We start from the raw sequence: 22,945 nt of genomic DNA on the forward strand, positions 1-22,945 counted from the left end.
AAAAATGCTGGAAACAGTCGTAGTCGTTTTTCATCTGCTGGGTGCATTGGGCGTAGTAGCTCTGGTTTTGCTGCAGCAGGGTAAAGGTGCGGACGCTGGCGCGTCTTTCGGAGCAGGTGCTTCAAATACTGTGTTCGGAAGCCAAGGTTCCTCTACCTTTCTTAGTAAGTTTACTGCTATACTTGCCGCAGGTTTCTTCATAACCAGCTTAGGGTTAGGTTACTTTGCTAAAGAGAAAGCTCACCAGCTGACTCAAGTAGGTTTGCCAAACCCAGCAGTGTTGGAAGTACCAAAGCAACAACCGGCTTCTGATGATGTCCCGGTGCTTCAAGAGCAAAAGTCGGCTACTCCAGCGACTGACGTGCCTCCAGCTCAAGAGCAGAAGTAAGAAGGGTTTCAAACGTAGTATTGCCGAGGTGGTGGAATTGGTAGACACGCAACCTTGAGGTGGTTGTGCCCATAGGGTGTAGGGGTTCGAGTCCCCTTCTCGGTACCAATTAGTCAGGAGAGCCCGCTGTTGCGGGCTTTCTTGCAGGTGGAAGGTTACATTGACCCTGTCGGGGATCGGTCGTATACTTCCGCCCCAGCTTTGTCGCGGGGTGGAGCAGTCTGGTAGCTCGTCGGGCTCATAACCCGAAGGTCGTCGGTTCAAATCCGGCCCCCGCAACCAGTTTAAGGAGCCCCTTTTAAGGGGCTTTTTGTTAGCTGGACACTTCCAACGCCGCTGTTCGACGGCGTTTCAAGGATGGGCGCTTCGCCCATTTTTTTATTTTGCATAGCATGCACATACATGCACGAGGGGGTTCAGGTGTCGAGCAAGCTAGAAGAGTTGCAGGCCTTGCTGGCCCCGGTGGTCGTGGCCCTAGGCTATGAATGCTGGGGTATCGAGTTTTCGGCTCAGGGTCGTCACTCGATGTTGCGCGTTTATATTGATAAAGAGGGCGGTGTGCTGGTGGACGATTGTGCCATCGTCAGCCGTCAGATCAGCGGTGTGCTGGATGTTGAAGATCCAATCTCCGTTGAATACACCCTCGAAGTTTCCTCGCCAGGCATGGAACGCCCGCTGTTCACTCTTGAGCAGTTTGCAAAATTTGCCGGTGAACAAGTGAAGATCAAGCTGCGCTCGCCTTTTGAAGGACGACGCAACTTTCAGGGCCTTCTGCGCGGTGTAGAAGAGCAGGACGTCGTGGTGCAGGTAGAAGACCATGAGTTCCTGTTGCCGATCGATATGATCGACAAGGCCAACATTATTCCCAGTTTTGACTGAGGCGTGCCAGATACTGCGGATCCCGCGGATCCAATGGCTTGCGAAAGGCGAGGCGTACGATGAGCAAAGAAGTACTGCTGGTTGTTGAGTCGGTATCCAATGAAAAGGGCGTACCGGCTAACGTAATTTTTGAAGCGCTGGAGCTCGCTCTGGCCACGGCTACCAAAAAGCGTTTCGAGGACGAAGTCGATCTGCGTGTGGAAATCAACCGCCACACCGGTGCGTACGAGACTTTCCGTCGCTGGACGGTCGTCGAAGAAGACGATCTTGACGATCCGGCCATCGAAACCTGGCCAAGCAAGGTTGCCGAGACGCATCCTGGCGCCAAGGTCGGTGACGTTGTCGAAGAGAAGATCGAGTCCATCGAATTCGGCCGTATCGCTGCACAGACTGCCAAGCAAGTCATCGTGCAGAAGGTTCGCGAAGCCGAGCGCGCCCAGGTTGTCGACGCTTACCGCGAACGCCTGGGTGAAATCATCTCCGGCACCGTGAAAAAAGTTACCCGCGACAACGTGATCGTTGATCTGGGCAACAACGCCGAAGCGTTGCTGGCCCGTGAGGACATCATTTCTCGCGAAACTTTCCGGGTTGGCGTGCGCTTGCGTGCGCTGCTCAAGGAAATCCGCACCGAGAACCGCGGCCCGCAGTTGATCCTGTCGCGTACCGCGCCGGAAATGCTGATCGAGTTGTTCCGCATCGAAGTGCCGGAAATTGCTGAAGGGCTGATCGAAGTAATGGCTGCGTCCCGTGATCCGGGTTCGCGCGCCAAGATCGCCGTTCGCTCCAAGGACAAACGCATCGACCCGCAGGGCGCTTGCATCGGTATGCGCGGTTCGCGCGTCCAGGCAGTGTCGGGCGAGTTGGGCGGTGAGCGTGTGGACATCGTCCTGTGGGACGACAACCCGGCTCAGTTCGTGATCAACGCCATGTCCCCGGCTGAGGTTGCGGCAATTATCGTTGACGAAGATGCCCATGCAATGGACATCGCCGTCGGCGCAGACAATCTGGCTCAGGCCATCGGTCGTGGTGGTCAGAACGTGCGTCTGGCCAGCCAGTTGACTGGCTGGACCCTGAACGTGATGACCGAATCGGACATCCAGGCTAAGCAGCAAGCAGAAACCGGCGACATCCTGCGCAACTTCATCGACGAGCTGGAAGTCGACGAAGATCTGGCACAGGTGCTGGTCGATGAAGGCTTTACCAGCCTGGAAGAGATTGCCTACGTACCGCTGGAAGAAATGCTCAACATCGACGGCTTTGACGAAGACACCGTCAACGAGCTTCGCGCTCGTGCCAAGGATCGTTTGTTGACCAAAGCCATCGCTACTGAGGAAAAGCTGGCAGACGCCCATCCGGCCGAAGACCTGCTCTCGCTTGAGGGTATGGACAAGGATTTGGCGATGGAACTGGCGGTGCGCGGCGTAATTACCCGCGAAGACCTGGCCGAGCAGTCTATTGACGACCTGCTCGACATCGACGGCATTGACGATGATCGTGCCGGCAAGTTGATCATGGCCGCCCGAGCCCACTGGTTCGAGTAATTAGGCGCGGCCTGAGGAGAGAAATGCATGACGCAAGTCACGGTGAAACAACTGGCCGATGAGGTCAAAACACCGGTAGAGCGCCTGTTGCAGCAGATGCGTGAGGCAGGTCTGCCGCACACCGCCGCCGAAGAAAGTGTGACTGACAGTGAGAAGCAATCGTTGCTGACTCACTTGAAGAGCAGTCACAAGGCGAAAGTGGAAGAACCACGCAAGATTACGCTGCAGCGTAAAACCACCAGCACCCTGCGTGTTGCTGGCAGCAAAAGCATCAGCGTTGAAGTACGCAAGAAGAAAGTCTTCGTACAGCGCAGCCCGGAAGAAATCGAAGCCGAGCGCAAGCGTGAACTGGATGAACGTCGCGCAGTAGAAAATGCTGCACGTCAGAAGGCTGAAGAAGAAGCCAAGCGCCGCGCCGAAGAAGAAGCGCGTCGCCAGCCAGCTGCTGCGCCGTCCGCCCAAGCCCAACCTGCTGCAGCGCCAGCTGCGGTGGCCGAGCCTGTGCGCGAAAGCGCGCCGGTCGTGGCTGCCGCTCCGGCACCTGCAGCCGATACCCGCAAGCGCGACGAGCAGCGTCGTCCGGATAAGCCACGTGCCGACGACAACAGTCGTCGCGGTGGCGGCGATGGTGAGCGCAAAAACGCTCCGCATCGTGCTTCGGTCAAGGAGAAGGCGCCTGCGCCACGCGTTGCCCCACGTACTACCGACGAAGAAAGCGATGGCTTCCGTCGTGGTGGTCGCGGCAAGGCCAAGCTGAAGAAGCGCAACGCCCACGGTTTCCAGAGCCCAACCGGCCCTGTCGTGCGCGAAGTGAAGATCGGCGAGACCATCACTGTGGGCGATCTCGCCCAGCAGATGTCGGTCAAGGCTGCTGAAATCATCAAGTTCATGTTCAAACTGGGTACCCCAGCGACCATCAACCAGGTACTGGACCAGGAAACTGCCCAGCTGGTTGCCGAAGAGCTGGGCCACAAAGTGACCCTGGTCAGCGACACCGCCCTGGAAGATTCCCTGGCTGAGTCCCTGAAGTTTGAAGGTGAGGCGGTTTCCCGTGCACCGGTCGTGACCGTAATGGGCCACGTTGACCACGGTAAGACTTCCCTGCTCGACTACATCCGTCGTGCCAAGGTAGCTGCTGGCGAAGCCGGCGGTATCACCCAGCACATCGGTGCCTACCACGTTGAAACCGACCGTGGCATGGTGACGTTCCTCGACACCCCTGGTCACGCCGCGTTTACCGCAATGCGTGCCCGTGGTGCCAAGGCGACTGACATCGTGATCCTGGTGGTTGCGGCGGACGACGGCGTGATGCCACAGACCATCGAGGCTGTTCAGCACGCCAAGGCTGCTGGCGTTCCGCTGGTTGTCGCAGTGAACAAGATCGACAAGCCAGGTGCTGACCTCGATCGCATTCGTAGCGAGCTGTCGGTACACGGCGTGACGTCGGAAGAGTGGGGTGGTGACACTCCATTCGTACCGGTTTCGGCGAAAATGGGTACTGGCGTCGACGAATTGCTCGAAGCGGTACTGCTGCAAGCCGAGGTCCTGGAACTGACTGCAACGCCATCGGCTCCTGGCCGTGGTGTCGTGGTTGAATCCCGTCTGGACAAGGGTCGTGGCCCGGTGGCTACCGTTCTGGTTCAAGACGGTACCCTGCGCCAGGGCGACATGGTCCTGGTCGGTTCGAACTATGGCCGCGTTCGTGCCATGCTCGACGAGAACGGCAAGCCAATCAAGGAAGCCGGTCCGGCCATCCCTGTCGAGATCCTCGGCCTGGACGGTACCCCGGACGCTGGCGACGAGATGAGCGTGGTTGCCGACGAGAAGAAAGCCCGTGAAGTGGCTCTGTTCCGTCAAGGCAAGTTCCGCGAAGTCAAGCTGGCCCGTGCTCACGCCGGCAAGCTGGAAAACATCTTCGAAAACATGGGTCAGGAAGAGAAGAAGACGCTCAACATCGTCCTCAAATCCGACGTCCGTGGTTCGCTGGAAGCGTTGAACGGTGCCCTGAACGGCCTGGGCAACGACGAAGTGCAAGTGCGCGTGGTCGGTGGCGGTGTTGGTGGTATTACCGAATCCGACGCCAACCTGGCACTGGCTTCCAACGCTGTACTGTTCGGCTTCAACGTGCGTGCCGATGCCGGCGCTCGCAAGATCGTCGAGCAGGAAGGTCTGGATATGCGTTACTACAACGTGATCTACGACATCATCGAAGACGTCAAGAAAGCCTTGACCGGTATGCTCGGCAGCGACGTTCGCGAGAACATCCTGGGCATCGCCGAAGTGCGTGACGTGTTCCGTTCGCCGAAGTTTGGCGCGATCGCCGGTTGCATGGTGATCGAAGGTGTTGTTCACCGTAACCGTCCAATCCGAGTACTGCGTGAAGACATCGTTATCTTCGAAGGCGAGCTGGAATCCCTGCGTCGCTTCAAGGATGACGCTTCCGAAGTACGTGCCGGCATGGAATGCGGTATCGGCGTGAAGAGCTACAACGACGTCAAGGTCGGTGACAAGATCGAAGTCTTCGAGAAGGTCCAGGTTGCTCGCAGCCTCTAACTCGCGCACTTCAAGAGCCGTGATGGCCAGCCGCATGCAATTGCGCGGCGCATCGCCCGGACTCTAAACGCAACGCCCGGTCTGGCTTTTGTCAGGCCGGGCGTTTGCCGCTTTCAGACCTTACGGGTTTCACCGTGGGGCAGTAACAGGTAACAAGACATGGCAAAAGAATACAGCCGTACCCAACGTATCGGCGATCAGATGCAGCGTGAGCTGGCACAACTGATCCGTCGTGAAGTCAAAGACCCGCGCGTCGGCCTGGTCACCATTACCGCTGTGGAAGTCAGCCGTGACGTCGGTCACGCCAAGATTTTCATCACCGTGATGGGCCAGGACAGTCACGAAGAGATCGCGCAAAGCATCAAGGTGCTCAACTCCGCCGCTGGCTTCCTGCGCATGCAACTGGCTCGCGAGATGAAGCTGCGCAGCGTTCCACAGTTGCACTTCCACTACGATGAAAGCGTCGTGCGCGGTGCGCATCTGTCGGCCTTGATCGAGCGCGCAGTGGCTGAAGACAACCAGCACTCGGTTACGGCACAAGCCGAAGACACCAAGGAGTAATCGGTGGCTCAGGTCAAACGTATCCGTCGTAACGTCAGCGGCATCATCCTGCTCGACAAGCCGCTGGGGTTCACCTCCAACGCAGCCTTGCAGAAGGTCCGCTGGTTGCTCAACGCCGAGAAGGCCGGGCACACCGGTAGTCTCGATCCGCTGGCCACTGGCGTGTTGCCGCTGTGCTTCGGTGAGGCCACCAAGTTCTCGCAGTACCTGCTCGATTCCGACAAGGGTTACGAAACCCTCGCGCAACTGGGCAAGACAACCACCACGGCCGATGCCGAGGGCGAGGTTTTGCAGGAGCGCCCGGTGACCGTTGGTCGCGCCGATATCGAAGCTGTATTACCGCAATTTCGTGGGCAAATCAGTCAGATACCGCCGATGTACTCGGCTCTCAAGCGTGATGGGCAGCCCTTGTACAAGCTGGCCCGTGCAGGTGAAGTAGTGGAGCGCGAACCGCGTTCTGTTACTATTACGCGCTTGGAATTGCTGGCCTTCGAAGGGGATACTGCGCGGCTTGCGGTGGATTGCACCAAAGGCACCTATATTCGCACCCTGGTGGAGGATATCGGTGAGCAACTCGGTTGTGGCGCTTACGTTGCAGAACTGCGACGTACCCAGGCCGGGCCTTTCACCCTGGCGCAGACCGTGACCCTCGAAGAGCTGGAAGCGGTACATGCCGAAGGCGGCAACGAGGCGGTCGACCGCTTCCTGATGCCATCGGACAGCGGCCTGCTGGATTGGCCACTGTTGCAGTTCTCGGAAGCGAGCGCGTTCTACTGGCTCAATGGCCAGCCGGTACGCGCCCCGGATGCCCCGAAGTTCGGCATGGTACGGGTACAGGATCACAATGGTCGCTTCATCGGTATTGGTGAAGTGAGCGAAGACGGGCGCATCGCGCCGCGTCGACTGATTCGGTCAGAATGACCGGACGAGTGTGGCTGTTAGCAGGCACGGTCACTACTCATTTTTAGATACAGGGATTTGTCCCTGGCCTGTTGAAACTGTTTTTGAAACAGTTTCCTGATAAAAGGATTGCCACATGGCTCTCGACGTTCAAGAAAAAGCTCAAATCGTAGCTGACTACCAGCAAGCTGTTGGTGACACTGGTTCGCCAGAAGTGCAAGTTGCACTGCTGACCGCCAACATCAACAAACTGCAAGGTCACTTCAAGGCCAACGGTAAAGATCACCACTCCCGTCGTGGTCTGATCCGCATGGTTAACCAGCGTCGTAAGCTGCTGGACTACCTGAAAGGCAAGGACGTGAGCCGTTACAGCGCTCTGATCGCTCGCCTGGGTCTGCGTCGCTAATCAGCGATTGCGCTAGAGGTTGGTTGTCTGTCATGCGTCAGCGGGTTTCCGCCGGTGCATGGCAGGCTCCCAGCCTCAAGTTTTATCTGGATACTCGTTTTGCCTGTGCAAGAGCACCCAGGACAACCCGTCGGGCCGATTCCCGGTGTTGCCCAAGAATTTCGCAAGAACCCAGTTTCCCCAAGAGCCACAAAAGAAGGTAGGACACCGTGAACCCGGTAATCAAAAAATTCCAGTTCGGTCAGTCGACCGTTACCCTCGAGACTGGCCGTATCGCCCGTCAGGCCTCCGGCGCAGTATTGGTCACCGTTGACGACGACGTCAGCGTATTGGTGACCGTCGTTGGTGCCAAGCAAGCCGATCCAGGCAAGGGTTTCTTCCCACTGTCTGTTCACTACCAGGAAAAGACTTACGCTGCCGGTAAGATCCCTGGCGGTTTCTTCAAGCGCGAAGGCCGTCCTTCCGAGAAAGAAACCCTGACTTCCCGACTGATCGACCGTCCGATCCGTCCGCTGTTCCCTGAAGGCTTCATGAACGAAGTGCAGGTTGTCTGCACCGTCGTGTCCACCAGCAAGAAGACCGATCCGGACATCGCTGCGATGATCGGTACCTCGGCTGCCCTGGCCATCTCCGGCATTCCTTTCGATGGCCCGATCGGCGCTGCCCGCGTTGCCTTCCACGAAAGCACCGGCTACCTGCTGAACCCGACTTACGAACAACTGAAGGCTTCGAGCCTGGACATGGTCGTTGCCGGTACTTCGGAAGCTGTCCTGATGGTTGAATCGGAAGCCAAAGAGCTGACCGAAGACCAGATGCTGGGCGCAGTATTGTTCGCCCACGACGAATTCCAGGCCGTGATCCAGGCCGTCAAGGAGCTGGCTGCCGAAGCTGCCAAGCCAACCTGGACCTGGGCTCCGCAAGCTGAAGCCACTGAACTGCTGGGTGCGATCCGCGCCGAGTTCGGCGAGGCGATCTCCCAGGCCTACACCATCACCATCAAGGCTGACCGTTACGCTCGCCTGGGTGAGCTGAAGGACCAGGTCGTCGCCAAGCTGTCCGGCGAAGAAGGCCAACCTTCCGCTGCTGAAGTCAAAGCGGCTTTCGGCGAAATCGAATACCGCACCGTTCGCGAAAACATCGTGAACGGCAAGCCACGTATCGACGGTCGCGACACCCGTACCGTACGTCCGCTGAACATCGAAGTCGGCGTTCTGCCGAAGACTCACGGTTCGGCCCTGTTCACCCGTGGCGAAACCCAGGCCCTGGTAGTTGCGACGCTGGGTACTGCCCGTGACGCACAACTTCTGGACACCCTGGAAGGCGAGAAAAAAGACCCGTTCATGCTGCACTACAACTTCCCTCCGTTCTCGGTGGGCGAGTGTGGTCGCATGGGTGGCGCTGGTCGTCGTGAAATCGGGCACGGCCGCCTGGCACGTCGTTCGGTTCAGGCCATGCTGCCTGCCGCTGACGTGTTCCCGTACACCATCCGCGTTGTATCGGAAATCACCGAATCCAACGGTTCGAGCTCCATGGCTTCCGTTTGCGGTGCTTCCCTGGCCCTGATGGACGCTGGCGTCCCAATGAAGGCACCGGTTGCCGGTATCGCCATGGGTCTGGTTAAAGAAGGCGAGAAATTCGCCGTCCTGACCGACATCCTGGGTGACGAAGACCACCTGGGCGACATGGACTTCAAGGTAGCCGGTACCGCCAAAGGCGTGACCGCGCTGCAGATGGACATCAAGATCAAGGGCATCACCGAAGAGATCATGGAGATCGCTCTGGGCCAAGCCCTGGAAGCGCGCCTGAACATCCTCGGCCAGATGAACCAGATCATTGGCCAGTCGCGTACCGAGCTGTCGGAAAACGCTCCGACCATGATCGCGATGAAAATTGACACCGACAAAATCCGTGATGTCATCGGTAAAGGCGGCGCGACCATTCGTGCGATCTGTGAAGAGACCAAGGCTTCGATCGACATCGAAGACGACGGTTCGATCAAGATCTTCGGTGAAACCAAGGAAGCTGCAGAAGCTGCGCGTCAGCGCGTCCTGGGTATTACCGCTGAAGCCGAAATCGGCAAGATCTACGTCGGTAAGGTTGAGCGCATCGTCGACTTCGGCGCATTCGTCAACATCCTGCCTGGCAAGGACGGTCTGGTTCACATCTCCATGCTGAGCGATGCTCGCGTAGAGAAAGTGACTGACATTCTGAAAGAAGGTCAGGAAGTGGAAGTGCTGGTACTGGACGTGGACAACCGCGGCCGTATCAAGCTGTCCATCAAGGACGTAGCGGCGGCGAAGGCTTCGGGCGTTTAATCACTCCCGCATCTGACCGCTGAACAACAAAACGCCCCGACTGGTTCGGGGCGTTTTGCCATGTGCAGAAAAATCAAAGGATCGTAGCCTTATGCGGGCGTTGCAGAAGGCTGCGATCTTTTGATTTTTAACAGTGTTCGAAGTTGCCTGGCCCCATGGTCAGTGCTAGGTTTAGCCCACTGCCCGTGTAGCTCAGTCGGTAGAGCAGCGCACTCGTAACGCGAAGGTCGCAGGTTCGATTCCTGTCTCGGGCACCAGCGACACGTTGTTTTCAGATGATCCCGAATGGTTCTGAAGGCCAGAAAAGCCGGGCTTCACGCGGTTTTTTTGCGTCAGAGAGATCCTTGATGATCCAGATCCATCTTCCATTCCCCCGATCAAAGAGAACGCCATGACCGTTAAAGAATTGTCTCAAGAAGCCAGACACGAAGAAGCCCTCAAGAAATACGTGCTGGACGTACCCCATTTGCTGGAAGAGATCAAGGACTTGCCACCCGATGATCAGAAGGACCAGATCCAGTGGGCATTCGAGGATGAAGCCGAAGCCCAGGGCTTGCAGCCGTGGGAGTTGACGCTCAAGTACACCTCGACCCCTGAAGAGTACGAGACCGAACGCCTGAAACTGCACAAGGAAGCGGCCGAGGTCTTGGGTGTGGAATGGGAAGAGTACTGCGAGATGAACAATCTGGTGGTCTGACAAAAACGCTCTTTAAGAGGCCGGCTTGCCGACGATAGCGTCCTTCAGATCGCCATCGCCGGCAAGCCGGGCTTCTACAGGTATGCGTTGCTGGTCACAGACTCAGTCGCATCGACAGATCGACAGCCTTCACATCCTTGGTCATCGCCCCAATCGAAATGTAATCCACCCCGGTTTCGGCAATCGGCAGCAGCGTGCTTTCGTTGATCCCGCCGCTGGCCTCCAGCTTTGCCTTGCCGTTGTTCAAGCGCACGGCTTCGCGCATGTCATCCAGGCTCAGCTCATCAAGCATGATGATGTCGGCACCGGCCGCCAGGGCTTCCTTGAGTTCATCCAGGCTTTCCACTTCGACTTCTACCGGCTTGCCCGGCGCAATCTTGTGGGCGGCGGCGATGGCCTGCGGGATGCCACCGCTGGCGGCGATATGGTTTTCCTTGATCAGGAAGGCGTCATACAGGCCGATGCGGTGGTTGTGGCAACCGCCACAGGTTACGGCGTACTTCTGCGCCAAACGCAGCCCTGGCAGGGTTTTGCGGGTGTCGAGCAGTTTAACTTGGGTATTGGCAACGAAGTCCGCCAACTGCTGCGCGCGAGTGGCAACGCCAGAGAGCATTTGCAGGAAGTTCAGCGCGCTGCGCTCCCCCGTCAGCAGCGAGCGAGCTGGCCCTTCGAGGTGGAACAGTACCTGATTGGGTTTGACCCGCTCGCCATCGGCAACCTGCCAGTGCACCGCAACCCGTGGGTCGAGCTGGCGAAACACGGTATCCACCCAGGCGGTGCCGCTGATGACGGCAGCGTCGCGAGTGATGATGGTGGCTTTGGCCAGGCGTTCAGCAGGGATCAGCTGTGCGGTGATGTCGCCGCTGCCGATGTCTTCGAGCAACGCGCGGCGCACGTTGGCTTCGATTTCGGCGTTCAAGTCGGCGAGACGTAGATTCGGCATAAGGCGCTCCACAAACAAAGTGCCCCGATTATAGGGCCATGGTACTGAGCAACCCAAGGCGTCAGAACGGTTGCTGGCGTTCTGAAGCCTGCATTTGGTCGATTGCGTGTGTGATGCCCCCTTGGGGCTGCCTCCTTTTCCTGCGAAGTACGCGCCGGGGTGGCGCAAGGACGCCCTTTACCTGATAATTCGCCTTGGATTTGACGTCATGGCTTTGACGGTCTGGAATTTCAGGAGGCTGGATGCACATCGACGGGAATGTAGTGCCATTGCGCAGGGTCGCTAGTGACCAGGCGACGCAACTGCCACTCGCCCGCCTGCCTGTCATTGTGTTGCAGGTTCGCGACAAGGCGACGCAACAGCTCAGGCAGGGCTTGCAGGCGCTGTTCGATAATGCCGACGATACCCTCTTCGAAATGGCCGACCGGGCACCTGACGATGTTGAGCAGAATCTTTTCTTTGAGGCGATGCGCGATTTGCGTTTGAAACGCAAAAGTATCGAGCGGTTGTTTTTCGAGCAACTCTTCAAGGCGTTCATCAACCTCGGCCAATGCGATCTCGCCTACAGGATGCTGCCTCGGTCATTGTCTCCCAATGCGAGTGTTGCGCCGACTGATGACGCGCCCGAACGCAACCTGGCTGTGCAAGCGATGGTCAACAAGGTGCTCTACCGCGACGGTTTCGCCCTCGACCAGCTCACCGCACGCCTCAGTACGTTGTTGGGAAGGACGCTGATCGAACAGCACAATCCCCTGGGGCCCACGGTGCTCTGCAAGTGCTTCCTGGCGGCCGGGCGTCACCTGGGTGTGGACATCAAGGTCAAGCTGATCATCCTCACGCTGTTTGATCGCTATGTGCTCAGTGGCGCCGGCCAGCTTTACGCCCAGGCCAACCAACTGTTGATCGCCACCGGCGTGCTGCCAGGCCTGACACCTGCCCCTACAAACGACACGATGGATAACAACATCGCTTCTGAGCTTGCCATGCCGGAAGGTGAGCAAGCTGACGCGCTCACCCGTGACGAACGCCGACGCATTGAACGGCTGGAGCAGCGGATTCGCGACGCCGAAGAAAGTCACGCCCAGACCGCTTTGGCCCGCCAGCGAGTAGAGCAAGCTTTGAACCAGGCTCTGCTGGGTAAGACATTGCCGCAAAGTGTGCTGGCATTCGTGCTCGAGACTTGGAGCAAGGTATTGCTACTGACCTGCCTCAAGCGTGGCCATCTGTCACTGCAGTGGCAGGCTGATGTGCAGACCATGATGCAATTGATCTGGAGCGTCCAACGTCATGACCCGCCCGATGCTCGTGAGCATTTGTTGACGCTGGTTCCGGCGTTGCTAAAGGCATTGCGCGAAGGGCTGAGCGGTTCGGCGTTCGATCCATTTGCGACCCGTGCGTTTTTCAGCGAGCTGGAGTACCTGCACGTTCAAATGTTCGAGCATCCAGGGCATTCGCGAGCCGACGCGACAGCGACGGTCGAGGTATTGGAGCCAATCATCCTGTCTACGGCTGAGGAAGGTCCGGTCGATACTGCACGTGTGTTCGACGATGGCGTATTGTTTGAACCAGACCTGGCTTCAGTGATGGGCAAATTGCAGTACCTCAATCGCGTCAAATGATCGCCCCCGATGGCCTATCGCGGCATACTGGCGCCAACACAGTCGTCGTTGAAGGAACCTGTATGCAGTTGGACCCCGCCAGCGGTTGGTGCAAAGGCGTGCATTTATGCCCCTCGCCCAACTTCAATGCGCGCCCCGAGGGCGAAATTTCCCTGCTGGTGATCCACAACATCAGCCTGCCGCCAGCGCAGTTCAAGACTGGAAAGGTGCAGGAGTTTTTCCAGAACCGCCTGGATGTCACGGAGCATCCCTATTTTGAAGGGATTGCGCACCTGCGGGTTTCCGCGCACTTTCTGATCGAGCGTGACGGCACCGTCACTCAGTTTGTTTCTTGCCTTGAGCGTGCCTGGCATGCGGGCGTGTCGAGTTTTGAAGGGCGGGAAACCTGTAACGATTTTTCCATAGGCATCGAACTCGAAGGCACGGATGATCTGCCGTTCGACGATGCGCAATATCGAGCGTTGACGACCCTGACCCGGCAGTTGCAATCGGCATTTGCGGCCATCACCACGCAGCGTATCTGCGGGCACAGCGATATCGCCCCTGGGCGCAAGACCGATCCGGGACCCGCGTTCGATTGGGCACGCTATCGCGCGGCCTTGGCACAAGAGGAAGGATAATGAGTTTTCTGGTGTTGCTGTTGGCGGTATGGATCGAGAAGTTTTCGGCCCTGCGCCACCGGGTTCAGCACGACGCTGGCTGGATTCGTGAGCTGAACAAGCTAGAGCTCAGCCCGCGTCTGGTAGAGCGGCCGTGGCTGGTCCTTGCCGTGCTGGTGTTGTTTCCAGTGGCGGTGCTGGGCTTGCTGCTGGTGGTGCTCGACCCCGTAGCCTACGGTCTGTTGGCGTTGCCGGTGCATTTGCTGGTGGTGATCTACAGCCTGGGGCGTGGTGACCTGCTGGGGGAGCTAGGATCCTTTCGCGATGCCTGGCGTCGCGAAGACCTGCAAGCGGCGGCTCATGTGGCCAAGCGTGACCTGGACATCTGCGCCGACAATGCCGAGCAACTGCTGGAGCGGGTCGAAGGGCATTTGCTGTGGGAGGCCTACCAGAGCTTTTTCGCGATCATTTTCTGGTACTTCCTGCTCGGGCCGGTGGCCGCGCTGAGTTATCGATTGCTGGCGCTGGCCGAAGAACACGGGCAAAACCCGGCTGTGGTCGAGCGCGCGGCGCAACTGCGCCATGCATTCGACTGGGTGCCGGTGCGTCTGTTGGCAGCGAGCTTTGCCCTGGTCGGCAACTTTGTCGCGGTCAGCCGGGTGATGTTGCACGAACTGTTGAACTGGAACATCAGCGCTGCCCAATTGATCGAAAAGGTCGGGCTGGTAGCCGGTGAGATTCCAGCCCCGGTGGTCGGGCCTGAAGGCGTCAACAGCCTCGATCGCATCTGGGAGTTGCTGCTGCGAGCGGCAGTGCTCTGGTATGCGGGGTTTGCGTTGTGGACGGTTCTGCCGTAGGCGCTGGGTTGCCGGCGAACCAGGCGCCGCGGTGTGTCTGTAGCACCGCGTCATCGTTCTTCGCGGGAATGCCGTCACTCTTAAAATGTGTCTTCCGTTAACCTTAAGTTACAAAAATCTCCCCTGATTTACGCTATACAGAGATAGCGCCGAATACTGGCTATCTGCCGTCTCGCTGCGCCCGCCAATAAAAATAAGAAATCGAAGGGAGACTTCCAGTGAAGAGCTTGCTCTATCCCGCCGTCGCGCTGATGAACCGCCTGAGCTTCGGCATGAAGTTCAGCCTGATCAGCGTACTGTTCCTGGTGCCGATGCTGGTAACCAACTTCTACCTGGTGCGTGATTCCTATCGCGAGTTCCAGGGCACCCGGGTCGAATTGCAGAGCCTGGATCTGTTGGGTAGCAGTCTCGCGTTAAGGCGTGATCTGGAAACCCTGAACAATCTTGTGCAGATCAACGTCGCCTTGGGCCAGTCGGGCAAGGCGGGAAATGTCGAGACGCAGATCGGTACGCTTGAACAAGGTGTCCTGGCACGTTTGCAGGGCTTGACGGCAATGGCCACCGATCCGGAGCAGGTCGTGCTGTTCGATGCCAAGCGCGATGAAATGATCAGCGCATTCAAAGCGCAGCAGACGGAAAAGTCCCTGCAAAGCAAAAGTGCACTGATCAGCAAGTTGCTCGGCAATGCGCAGGTCTTCGGCCAGATCATCGCCAGTCAGGCCGGTCTCAGCCACGATAGCCAGAGTGACATGCGTCAGCTGAGCGAGCTCGTCACCAACATCACTCCGCGCGTTACCCAGATGCTGGGTGAAGGTCGCGCATTGGGCTCCTCTTCCCTGGGCCAGGGGTTTCTCAATTCGTCGTCGAGCACGCGTTTCGATGAATTGCTGGTACAGCTCGACAAGCTCCATGCCGAGTACGGCCTGAAGCTGCAGGACGCAACGGGCTCGAGCAACGCCGCACGCGAAACCCTGGCGACCCAGGCTGACAGCAGCAAGGCCTCGTTGAAGAAGGCCAGCGAACTGTTCGAAGAGCAGGTGGTGATGGCCGACACGCTCGATGCACCATGGCAGGCCTTTTACGATCAGGTCTCGGCGCTGATGGGCCAGACCTATCAACTCAATGAAGCCACCTTGAAATTTCTCGGCACCCAGTTGCAACAACGCCTGGAACAGAACCGCACGCACATGATTCTGCAGGCCGTGGCGCTGTCGGTGGTGTTTGTGCTGATTTTTTATCTGTACGGTGCGTTCTACGCCTCGACCCGCACCACCCTCAAGCGTCTTGGCGAGGTCATGGACAAAGTGGCGGCCGGCGACATGACGGTCACTTTCAACGCCCACAGTCGTGATGAGCTGGGTGAGTTGGGCGAGGTGTTCAACGGCACCGTGAAAAAGATCCATGACTTGATCGAGCGTGTCGGACAGACCGTCGGCGAGGTCGAGCGCCAAGCCGGGCAAGTAGAGAGTGTCTCCGCGCAAAGCAACCAGGCCGTGGCCGGTCAGCGCTCGCAGATCGAGCAGGTCGCCACGGCGATGAATCAGATGTCGGCCACGTCCCTTGAGGTGGCGCGCAGTGCTGCCGCCGCCGTCAGCAGCGCCCACAGTGTCAACGACGAAACGGCGAGCGGTCGTGGGCTGGTGGAATCGCAGCAGGGCAGCATCGCTGCGCTGGCCAGTGAAATCGACCAGTCGGTGCAGGTGATCAACCAACTGGCCAGCGACAGCCAGTCCATCAGTCGTGTGCTGGAGGTGATCAAGAGCATTGCCGAACAGACCAACTTGCTGGCACTCAATGCCGCTATTGAGGCAGCCAGGGCGGGTGAGCAGGGGCGCGGATTTGCGGTGGTGGCGGATGAAGTCCGCACACTGGCCAAGCGCACCCAGCAATCGACCGAAGAGATCGAACAGATGATCGCCAAGCTGCATGGCGGTGTTGGGGCCGCGGTCAAGGCGATGAGCGTCAGCCATGAGATGGCCAATGGAACGGTGGGGCAGTCGGAAAAGGTCCAGCAAGCCCTGGACAATATCCTGGGCGCTGTCGGCATGATCGTCGATCAGAACCAGCAGATTGCCGCGGCTGTGGAGCAGCAGACCGCCGTGGCCCACGACATTGACCAGAACATTGTCGAGATCAATCGTGCCGGAGAGCGTACTGCCGAAGGTGCGCACCAGACGGAGGATGCCAGTCGCGCGCTGTCGGCGCAGGTGGTGCAGCTCAAGCAGTTGATCAGCGCCTTCCGGGTCTGAAGACATCTCACCAACCTGTGGGAGTTCAGTCCCACAGGTTGGTGAGCGCCTGAAATTTCTGTAGTACCTCATCCTCTTCTTTTGTAGGAAAGGTCCTTATTTTCTTAGGAGCTGCTTTTTTCGTCTTCAATGAAGGACTATCAACGTCACTGACCGCATGGAGGAGGCACGGTTATGGCTGTCGCAACACTTGGTATCCAGGGGCGCTGTGCACATTGCCAGCGCACGCTATTGCTCAAACCCTGGCAACTCAATGCCATTGCAATCAACGAAGCATTCACCTGTACCCACTGTCAGAAAGCCCTGCAACTGAGCGACCCGAAACAGATCAGGCGCTTCAAGACCCTGGACTCGTTAGCCATGTTGAAGGCCAGCCTGCTAATCATGATTTGCAGCACATTGCTGGTGGCGTTGGTACTGGAATGGATTGGAATGCTCAGCGTCGTGGAGCAACTGAACATTTCACTGGTGGCGATTTTCGTCTACTTCGTTGCTCTTCGATTCGCCCGCCAGCGTCAGCACATGACGTTGATTCTCGAGGCCGCCAAGGCCCACGTCGACTGATTACCAGTTGAACAGTTCACGGGCGTTGGCGCTGCTCGCGGCGGCCAGTTGTTCCGGGGCGAGCGACATGATTTGCGCCAGCGCCGTGCAGATCGCTGGCAAGTGCGCCGGGCTGTTGCGCTGGCCGGGGAACATCGCTGGCGCCATGTCCGGCGAGTCGGTTTCCAGCACCACCGACTCCAGTGGCAAGTGGGCGAGTACGCGGTGCATGCGCAGCGCCTGGGGCCAGGTCGCAGCGCCGCCGAGGCCGAGCTTGAAACCGAGCTTGATGTATTCGCGCGCTTCTTCCTGACTGCCCGCGAAGGCGTGGATGATTCCGGCGCGTTTCAACTTGAAACGCTTGAGCGTGGCAATCACCGCCGCATGACTGCGCCGCACATGGATCAGCGCGGGCAGGTGGAAATCCACCGCCAGTTGCAGTTGCGCATCGAACAACGCCTGCTGTCGTTCGCGGTCCAGGGTTTCGATGAAGTAGTCAAGGCCGATCTCGCCCACCGCACACAGCTGGCGATGGCCGGCCAGTCGCCCCAGCCAGTCGCCCAGTTCGGTGAGATGTTCGGGGCGATGATCCTCCAGGTACACAGGGTGCAAACCGAACGCCGCATGCAGGTCGGGATCGCTTTGCACCAATTCCCAGACGCGCTGCCAATTACCCTGATACACCCCCAATACCACCATTTCACGTACCCCGAGAGCTCGGCTCTGGGCCATCAGTGCCTGACGATCCGCGTCGAAGTCGGGGAAGTCCAGGTGGGTGTGGGTGTCGATCAGGTCCATGGCTCAGTCCTGGCGAATACGTTGTTTGAACGTCCGCGCGATGGCCAGCACACCGGGTTGGTAATCGGACTGCTCGATGGCTGCCAGGGCGAGTGCGAGCGCCTTGTCGGCAATCAATTGGTGTTGTTGTGCCATGGCGTTCACCGGCAGCGGCAGGAAATCCAGCAACTGGGTGTCTCCAAATGTGCCGAGGCGCAGCGGGCGGGTTTTCAACGGGAAATCGTGCAACGCATCGAACACACCCTGAAGCAGTACATAGGACGTCGTCACCAGGGCCTCGGGCAAATGTCCTACGCGTTGGATCAGTTCTTCCATCAACTGCTTGCCGCACTCACGGCTGAACGAATCAGCGTGTTCGATGAGCACTTCGCCGTCGTACCCGACCAGGGCCTGCTTGAAGCCAGCAGCCCGTTCCTGGCTGATGCTCAATTCGGGACGCGCGCCGATCAAGGCGATCTGCTTGGGCAACGGCTCAAGCAGGCTTTGGGTCAGGTGCAGGCTGGCCTCTCGGTCATCGCTGATCACCGAGCAGAAATATTCAGGCTCCATGACCCGGTCGATGGCGATGATCGGAATGCCTTTGGCTTGCAGTTGGCGATAGCTGTCGTCACCCCGCGGCAGGCAACTGGCAACGATCAGGGCATCACAACGACGGGCGCGGAACAGTTGCAGCAATTGCCGTTCGCTGTCGGGTGCATCGTCGGAACTGGCAATCAATAGCTGGTAGCCACGCGCCCGGGCACCTTGTTCAAGGAGCTTGGCGATCCGCGCGTAACTGGGGTTTTCCAGGTCCGGCAGAATGAAGCCCAGGGTCCGGGTGTGGCGACTGCGCAGGCCGGCCGCCTGGGGATTAGGCGTGAAACCATGTTCTTCGACGACCGCGCGCACGCGCTCAACGGTGGCGCTGCTGATACGTTGCTGTTCGGCCTTGCCGTTGATGACGTAGCTGGCGGTGGTGACGGACACACCGGCCAGCTGGGCTATATCACTGAGTTTCAACCCGCTATTCCTTGTTTTTTCGAGCTTGCCTCGACATTTTCACCAATCCTACCCGATTCAGGCAGGCGACCTTGGTCACAACGCATCCGACAAGTTGGGCTTCAACGATGCACCATTATCGAGTAACGTGCCAATCACTCTAGATTAAACGATTCAGCAAGCGTATTTTCTACATTAATGGCTGCTTTGGCCGGTTCTGCCGTGAAACCGCCGAAGATTGTTTTAAGACAAAGGCCTAAGCTGAATCATTCAAAAACAATACCTGGCGCCCCAAGGGCGCCAACAGGAGACAGCATGCTCGAGCTCACCATAGAGCAGATATCCATGGGCCAGTCGGCTGTGGATAAATCCGCCGCGCTGCAACTGCTGGCCAGGCACCTGGTCGACGATGGTCTGGTTGACGAAGGCTACCTCGCCGGCTTGCAGGCACGCGAAGCCCAGGGCTCGACTTTTCTTGGTCAAGGTATTGCCATCCCCCACGGTACGCCAGAAACCCGCGACCAAGTGTTTTCCACGGGCGTGCGCCTGATGCAGTTCCCCGACGGCGTGGACTGGGGTGACGGACAGATCGTCTACCTGGCGATCGGGATTGCCGCCAAATCCGACGAACACCTGCGCCTGCTGCAACTGCTGACCCGCGCGCTCGGCGAGACCGACCTTGGCCAAGCCTTGCGTCGCGCCAGCAGCGCCGAGGCCTTGCTGAAACTGCTGCAAGGCGCGCCGCAAGAGCTGGCGCTGGATGCGCAGATGATCGGCTTGGGCGTCGCTGCCGAAGATTTCGAAGAGCTGGTCTGGCGTGGCGCGCGGTTACTGCGTCAGGCCGACTGCGTCAGCAATGGTTTCTCCGCCGTGTTGCAGCAAGTCGAAGCGCTGCCGCTGGGCGATGGGCTGTGGTGGCTGCACAGTGAACAAACGGTCAAGCGTCCAGGCCTGGCGTTCGTCACCCCGGACAAACCGCTGCGCTACCTCGGTCAACCGCTGAGCGGCCTGTTTTGCCTGGCCAGCCTGGGCGAGGCCCACCAAGCGTTGCTCGAACGCCTGTGTGCGTTGCTGATTGAAGGTCGCGGCCATGAGTTGGGCCGTGCCACCAGTTGCCGCGCGGTGCTTGAAGTGCTCGGCGGCGAGTTGCCGGCAGACTGGCCGAGCGCACGCATTGCGCTGGCCAACGCCCACGGTCTGCATGCCCGTCCGGCGAAGATCCTCGCGCAACTGGCGAAAAGTTTTGAAGGCGAGATTCGCATCCGCATCGTCGACGGCCAGGACAGTGCGGTGTCGGTGAAAAGCTTGAGCAAACTGCTCAGCCTGGGCGCCCGTCGTGGGCAGGTGCTGGAAATCATCGCCGAGCCGAGCATCGCCGCCGATGCCTTGCCCGCTCTGTTGACCGCGATTGAAGAGGGCCTCGGTGAAGAAGTCGAGCCGTTGCCAGCGGTGAGCCAGCCTCGTGAAGAAATCGTCGAGGTGGCCCAAGTACTGCTCGCCCCGGCGCCGGGCAGTCTGGTGCAGGCCATCGCCGCCGCTCCGGGAATCGCCATCGGCCCGGCGCATATCCAGGTACTGCAAACCATCGATTACCCGCTACGGGGAGAGTCCGCCGCCATCGAGCGTGAGCGCCTCAAGCAAGCGCTGGCGCACGTGCGCCAGGACATCGGCGGCTTGATCGAACGCAGCAAGGCCAAGGCTATCCGCGAGATTTTCATCACCCACCAGGAAATGCTCGACGACCCGGAGTTGACCGATGAGGTCGACACCCGTCTCAAGCAGGGCGAAAGCGCGGAAGCGGCGTGGATGTCGGTGATCGAAGCCGCTGCCAGGCAACAGGAGTCCTTGCAGGACGCCTTGCTCGCCGAGCGCGCCGCCGATCTGCGCGATATCGGCCGTCGAGTGCTGGCGCAGCTCAGTGGTGTCGAAACACCGCATGAACCTGAGCAGCCCTACATTCTGGTGATGGACGAAGTCGGTCCGTCCGATGTGGCGCGCCTTGATCCGGCCCGTGTCGCCGGTATTCTCACCGCCCGCGGTGGCGCCACCGCTCACAGCGCGATTGTTGCGCGGGCCTTGGGAATTCCAGCCCTGGTCGGTGCCGGTGCCGCGGTGTTGCTGCTGGCGCCGGGCACGCCGCTGTTGATCGATGGCCAACGCGGGCGTTTGCATGTGGACGCCGACGCGGCGACCTTGCAGCGCGCCACCCAGGAGCGTGATACCCGCGAGCAACGCCTGAAGGCCGCCGCCGAACAACGCCATCAACCGGCGTTGACCACCGATGGCCATGCCGTCGAAGTGTTCGCCAATATCGGTGAAAGTGCCGGCGTCACCAGTGCGGTAGAGCAGGGCGCCGAAGGCATTGGTCTGTTGCGCACCGAATTGATTTTCATGGCCCACCCGCAAGCGCCGGACGAGGCGACCCAGGAAACCGAATACCGCCGTGTTCTCGATGGCCTGGCCGGTCGTCCGCTGGTGGTGCGCACCCTTGATGTCGGTGGCGATAAACCGCTGCCGTATTGGCCGATCGCCAAGGAAGAAAATCCGTTCCTCGGGGTGCGCGGCATTCGCTTGACCCTGCAACGGCCGCAGATCATGGAAGCCCAGTTGCGCGCCTTGTTGCGCGCCGCCGACAACCGCCCGCTGCGGATCATGTTTCCGATGGTCGGCAGCGTCGACGAGTGGCGCCAGGCGCGGGACATGACCGAACGCCTGCGCCTGGAAATTCCAGTGGCGGACCTGCAATTGGGCATCATGATCGAAGTGCCGTCGGCGGCCTTGCTGGCGCCGGTGCTGGCCAGGGAAGTCGACTTTTTCAGCGTTGGCACCAATGACCTGACGCAATACACCCTGGCCATCGACCGTGGCCATCCAACCTTGTCGGCCCAGGCCGATGGCTTGCATCCGGCGGTGCTGCAGCTGATCGACATCACCGTGCGCGCGGCCCATGCCCATGGCAAATGGGTCGGTGTGTGCGGCGAGTTGGCGGCCGATCCGTTGGCGGTACCGGTGTTGGTTGGCTTGGGCGTGGATGAACTCAGTGTCGGCGCACGCAGCATTGCCGAGGTCAAGGCGCGGGTTCGCGAACTCAGCCTGACCCAGGCTCAAACCCTTGCCCAACAGGCACTTGCCGTGGGCAGCGCGAATGAAGTGCGCGCATTAGTGGAGGCTTTGTAATGGCCAGGATTTTAACCCTGACCCTCAACCCGGCGCTGGACCTCACCGTCCAGCTTGCGCGCCTGGAACCCGGTCAGGTCAACCGCAGCGACACCATGCACACCCATGCTGCGGGCAAAGGGGTGAACGTGGCGCAGGTGTTGGCGGACCTCGGGCATCAATTGACCGTCAGCGGTTTTCTCGGTGAAGACAATCAGCAAGCTTTCGAAAACCTGTTCGCCAAACGCGGTTTTGTCGATGCGTTCATTCGTGTTCCCGGTGAGACGCGCAGCAACATAAAGCTGGCGGAAAGCGATGGACGTATCACCGACCTCAATGGGCCAGGGCCGCTGGTCAGCGCCGCGGCGCAGCAGGCATTGCTCGAGCGTCTCGACCAGATAGCGCCGGGGCATGATGCGGTAGTGGTTGCCGGCAGTCTGCCCCAAGGCATCAGCCCGCAGTGGTTGCAGGCATTGATCGGGCGATTGAATGATCTGGGCTTGAAGGTCGCCCTGGACACCAGTGGGCAAGCATTGCGGGCGGCGCTCAAGGCTGCTCCATGGTTGATCAAGCCCAATGCCGAGGAGTTGGCTGAAGTGCTCGGTGGCGAGACGGTGTCGGTCCTGGCCCAGGCGCAAGCCGCGAGTCGCCTGCACGCCCAAGGCATCGAGCATGTGGTGATTTCCCACGGTGCCGAGGGTGTGAACTGGTTCAGCGTCGGTTCGGCGCTGCATGCCACGCCGCCGAAAGTCAGCGTCGCCAGTACGGTAGGCGCGGGCGATTCGTTGTTGGCCGGCATGCTCCACGGGTTGCTCAGTGCCGATACGCCTGAACAAACCTTGCGCACCGCCACGGCGATTGCCGCGATGGCGGTCACCCAGATCGGCTTCGGTATCAGCGATGCAGCGCAACTGGCGCAGCTCGAACAGGGCGTGCGCGTGCGCCCCCTGACAGAACAATAAG

At 59.3% G+C, this 22,945-nt stretch carries 19 protein-coding genes and 3 tRNA genes; 19 read left to right on the forward strand and 3 right to left on the reverse strand.

All coding sequences use genetic code 11. The annotated features are described in order from the left end of the window. Positions 1-4 precede the first annotated feature (4 nt). The 12 genes from secG (at position 5) to PG5_RS07685 (ending at position 10,240) form a co-directional block, all read left to right on the forward strand. Positions 5-388: a preprotein translocase subunit SecG gene (secG, locus tag PG5_RS07630; protein ID WP_017336473.1), complete on the forward strand. Its 384-nt coding sequence runs from the start codon at positions 5-7 to the stop codon at positions 386-388. Positions 389-410: 22 nt separating this feature from the next. Continuing rightward, positions 411-496, forward strand: a tRNA-Leu gene (locus PG5_RS07635). Between the two features lie 97 nt (positions 497-593). Continuing rightward, positions 594-670 (forward strand) — tRNA-Met (locus PG5_RS07640). Between the two features lie 138 nt (positions 671-808). Beyond that, complete coding sequence (gene rimP, locus PG5_RS07645) at positions 809-1,267, forward strand: ribosome maturation factor RimP (protein WP_007973115.1); 459 nt, start codon at positions 809-811, stop codon at positions 1,265-1,267. A gap of 59 nt (positions 1,268-1,326) precedes the next feature. Further along, positions 1,327-2,808, forward strand: a complete 1,482-nt coding sequence (gene nusA, locus PG5_RS07650; protein WP_020796534.1) for a transcription termination factor NusA — start codon at positions 1,327-1,329, stop codon at positions 2,806-2,808. A 27-nt stretch (positions 2,809-2,835) separates the two neighbouring features. After that, positions 2,836-5,361: a translation initiation factor IF-2 gene (infB, locus tag PG5_RS07655; protein WP_020796535.1), complete on the forward strand. Its 2,526-nt coding sequence runs from the start codon at positions 2,836-2,838 to the stop codon at positions 5,359-5,361. A 159-nt stretch (positions 5,362-5,520) separates the two neighbouring features. Beyond that, entirely contained in the window at positions 5,521-5,922 is a 402-nt protein-coding gene (gene rbfA, locus PG5_RS07660; protein ID WP_020796536.1) for a 30S ribosome-binding factor RbfA, read from the forward strand. Between the two features lie 3 nt (positions 5,923-5,925). Continuing rightward, a complete protein-coding gene (gene truB / locus PG5_RS07665; RefSeq protein WP_020796537.1) occupies positions 5,926-6,843 on the forward strand; it encodes a tRNA pseudouridine(55) synthase TruB in 918 nt (305 codons plus the stop codon). Positions 6,844-6,958: 115 nt separating this feature from the next. Continuing rightward, complete coding sequence (gene rpsO, locus PG5_RS07670) at positions 6,959-7,228, forward strand: 30S ribosomal protein S15 (protein WP_011332409.1); 270 nt, start codon at positions 6,959-6,961, stop codon at positions 7,226-7,228. A gap of 209 nt (positions 7,229-7,437) precedes the next feature. Then, a complete protein-coding gene (pnp, locus tag PG5_RS07675) occupies positions 7,438-9,543 on the forward strand; it encodes a polyribonucleotide nucleotidyltransferase (protein WP_020796539.1) in 2,106 nt (701 codons plus the stop codon). Positions 9,544-9,724: 181 nt separating this feature from the next. Beyond that, positions 9,725-9,800: transfer RNA gene (locus PG5_RS07680), tRNA-Thr, on the forward strand. 134 nt (positions 9,801-9,934) lie between these two features. Continuing rightward, positions 9,935-10,240, forward strand: a complete 306-nt coding sequence (locus PG5_RS07685; RefSeq protein WP_020796540.1) for a DUF6388 family protein — start codon at positions 9,935-9,937, stop codon at positions 10,238-10,240. A gap of 94 nt (positions 10,241-10,334) precedes the next feature. Here PG5_RS07685 and nadC read toward each other — a convergent pair whose 3' ends face one another. Continuing rightward, positions 10,335-11,183: a carboxylating nicotinate-nucleotide diphosphorylase gene (gene nadC, locus PG5_RS07690; protein ID WP_020796541.1), complete on the reverse strand. Its 849-nt coding sequence runs from the start codon at positions 11,181-11,183 to the stop codon at positions 10,335-10,337. Positions 11,184-11,425: 242 nt separating this feature from the next. On the opposite strand from nadC, the gene PG5_RS07695 reads away from it, so the two are divergent. The 5 genes from PG5_RS07695 (at position 11,426) to PG5_RS07715 (ending at position 17,071) form a co-directional block, all read left to right on the forward strand. After that, complete coding sequence (locus tag PG5_RS07695; protein ID WP_020796542.1) at positions 11,426-12,802, forward strand: DUF1631 family protein; 1,377 nt, start codon at positions 11,426-11,428, stop codon at positions 12,800-12,802. A 62-nt stretch (positions 12,803-12,864) separates the two neighbouring features. Continuing rightward, positions 12,865-13,422 carry a 1,6-anhydro-N-acetylmuramyl-L-alanine amidase AmpD gene (gene ampD / locus PG5_RS07700; RefSeq protein ID WP_020796543.1) on the forward strand — a complete coding sequence of 186 codons (558 nt, stop codon included), beginning with the start codon at positions 12,865-12,867 and terminating at the stop codon, positions 13,420-13,422. Beyond that, positions 13,422-14,258 carry a regulatory signaling modulator protein AmpE gene (gene ampE, locus PG5_RS07705; protein ID WP_020796544.1) on the forward strand — a complete coding sequence of 279 codons (837 nt, stop codon included), beginning with the start codon at positions 13,422-13,424 and terminating at the stop codon, positions 14,256-14,258. The genes ampD and ampE overlap by 1 nt, the downstream gene beginning before the upstream one ends. A 1,544-nt stretch (positions 14,259-15,802) precedes the next feature. Continuing rightward, positions 15,803-16,507, forward strand: coding sequence for a methyl-accepting chemotaxis protein (locus PG5_RS35265; protein ID WP_371106603.1), 705 nt, complete (start codon positions 15,803-15,805; stop codon positions 16,505-16,507). A gap of 174 nt (positions 16,508-16,681) precedes the next feature. Then, positions 16,682-17,071 (forward strand): hypothetical protein, encoded by a 390-nt coding sequence (locus PG5_RS07715; protein ID WP_020796546.1) that lies wholly within the window; start codon positions 16,682-16,684, stop codon positions 17,069-17,071. Here PG5_RS07715 and PG5_RS07720 read toward each other — a convergent pair whose 3' ends face one another. Both PG5_RS07720 and cra read right to left on the reverse strand, forming a co-directional pair. Beyond that, complete coding sequence (locus PG5_RS07720) at positions 17,072-17,848, reverse strand: TatD family hydrolase (protein WP_020796547.1); 777 nt, start codon at positions 17,846-17,848, stop codon at positions 17,072-17,074. It lies immediately after the preceding gene. Between the two features lie 3 nt (positions 17,849-17,851). After that, positions 17,852-18,847, reverse strand: coding sequence for a catabolite repressor/activator (gene cra / locus PG5_RS07725; protein WP_020796548.1), 996 nt, complete (start codon positions 18,845-18,847; stop codon positions 17,852-17,854). A 294-nt stretch (positions 18,848-19,141) separates the two neighbouring features. On the opposite strand from cra, the gene ptsP reads away from it, so the two are divergent. Further along, entirely contained in the window at positions 19,142-22,003 is a 2,862-nt protein-coding gene (ptsP, locus tag PG5_RS07730; RefSeq protein ID WP_020796549.1) for a phosphoenolpyruvate--protein phosphotransferase, read from the forward strand. Then, on the forward strand, positions 22,003-22,944 hold the full coding sequence (gene pfkB, locus PG5_RS07735) for a 1-phosphofructokinase (protein ID WP_020796550.1): 942 nt from the start codon (positions 22,003-22,005) through the stop codon (positions 22,942-22,944). The genes ptsP and pfkB overlap by 1 nt, the downstream gene beginning before the upstream one ends. Position 22,945 lies beyond the last annotated feature (1 nt).

Origin of the sequence: Pseudomonas sp. G5(2012) (assembly GCF_000408945.1) — a bacterium.
Taxonomy (GTDB): domain Bacteria; phylum Pseudomonadota; class Gammaproteobacteria; order Pseudomonadales; family Pseudomonadaceae; genus Aquipseudomonas; species Aquipseudomonas umsongensis.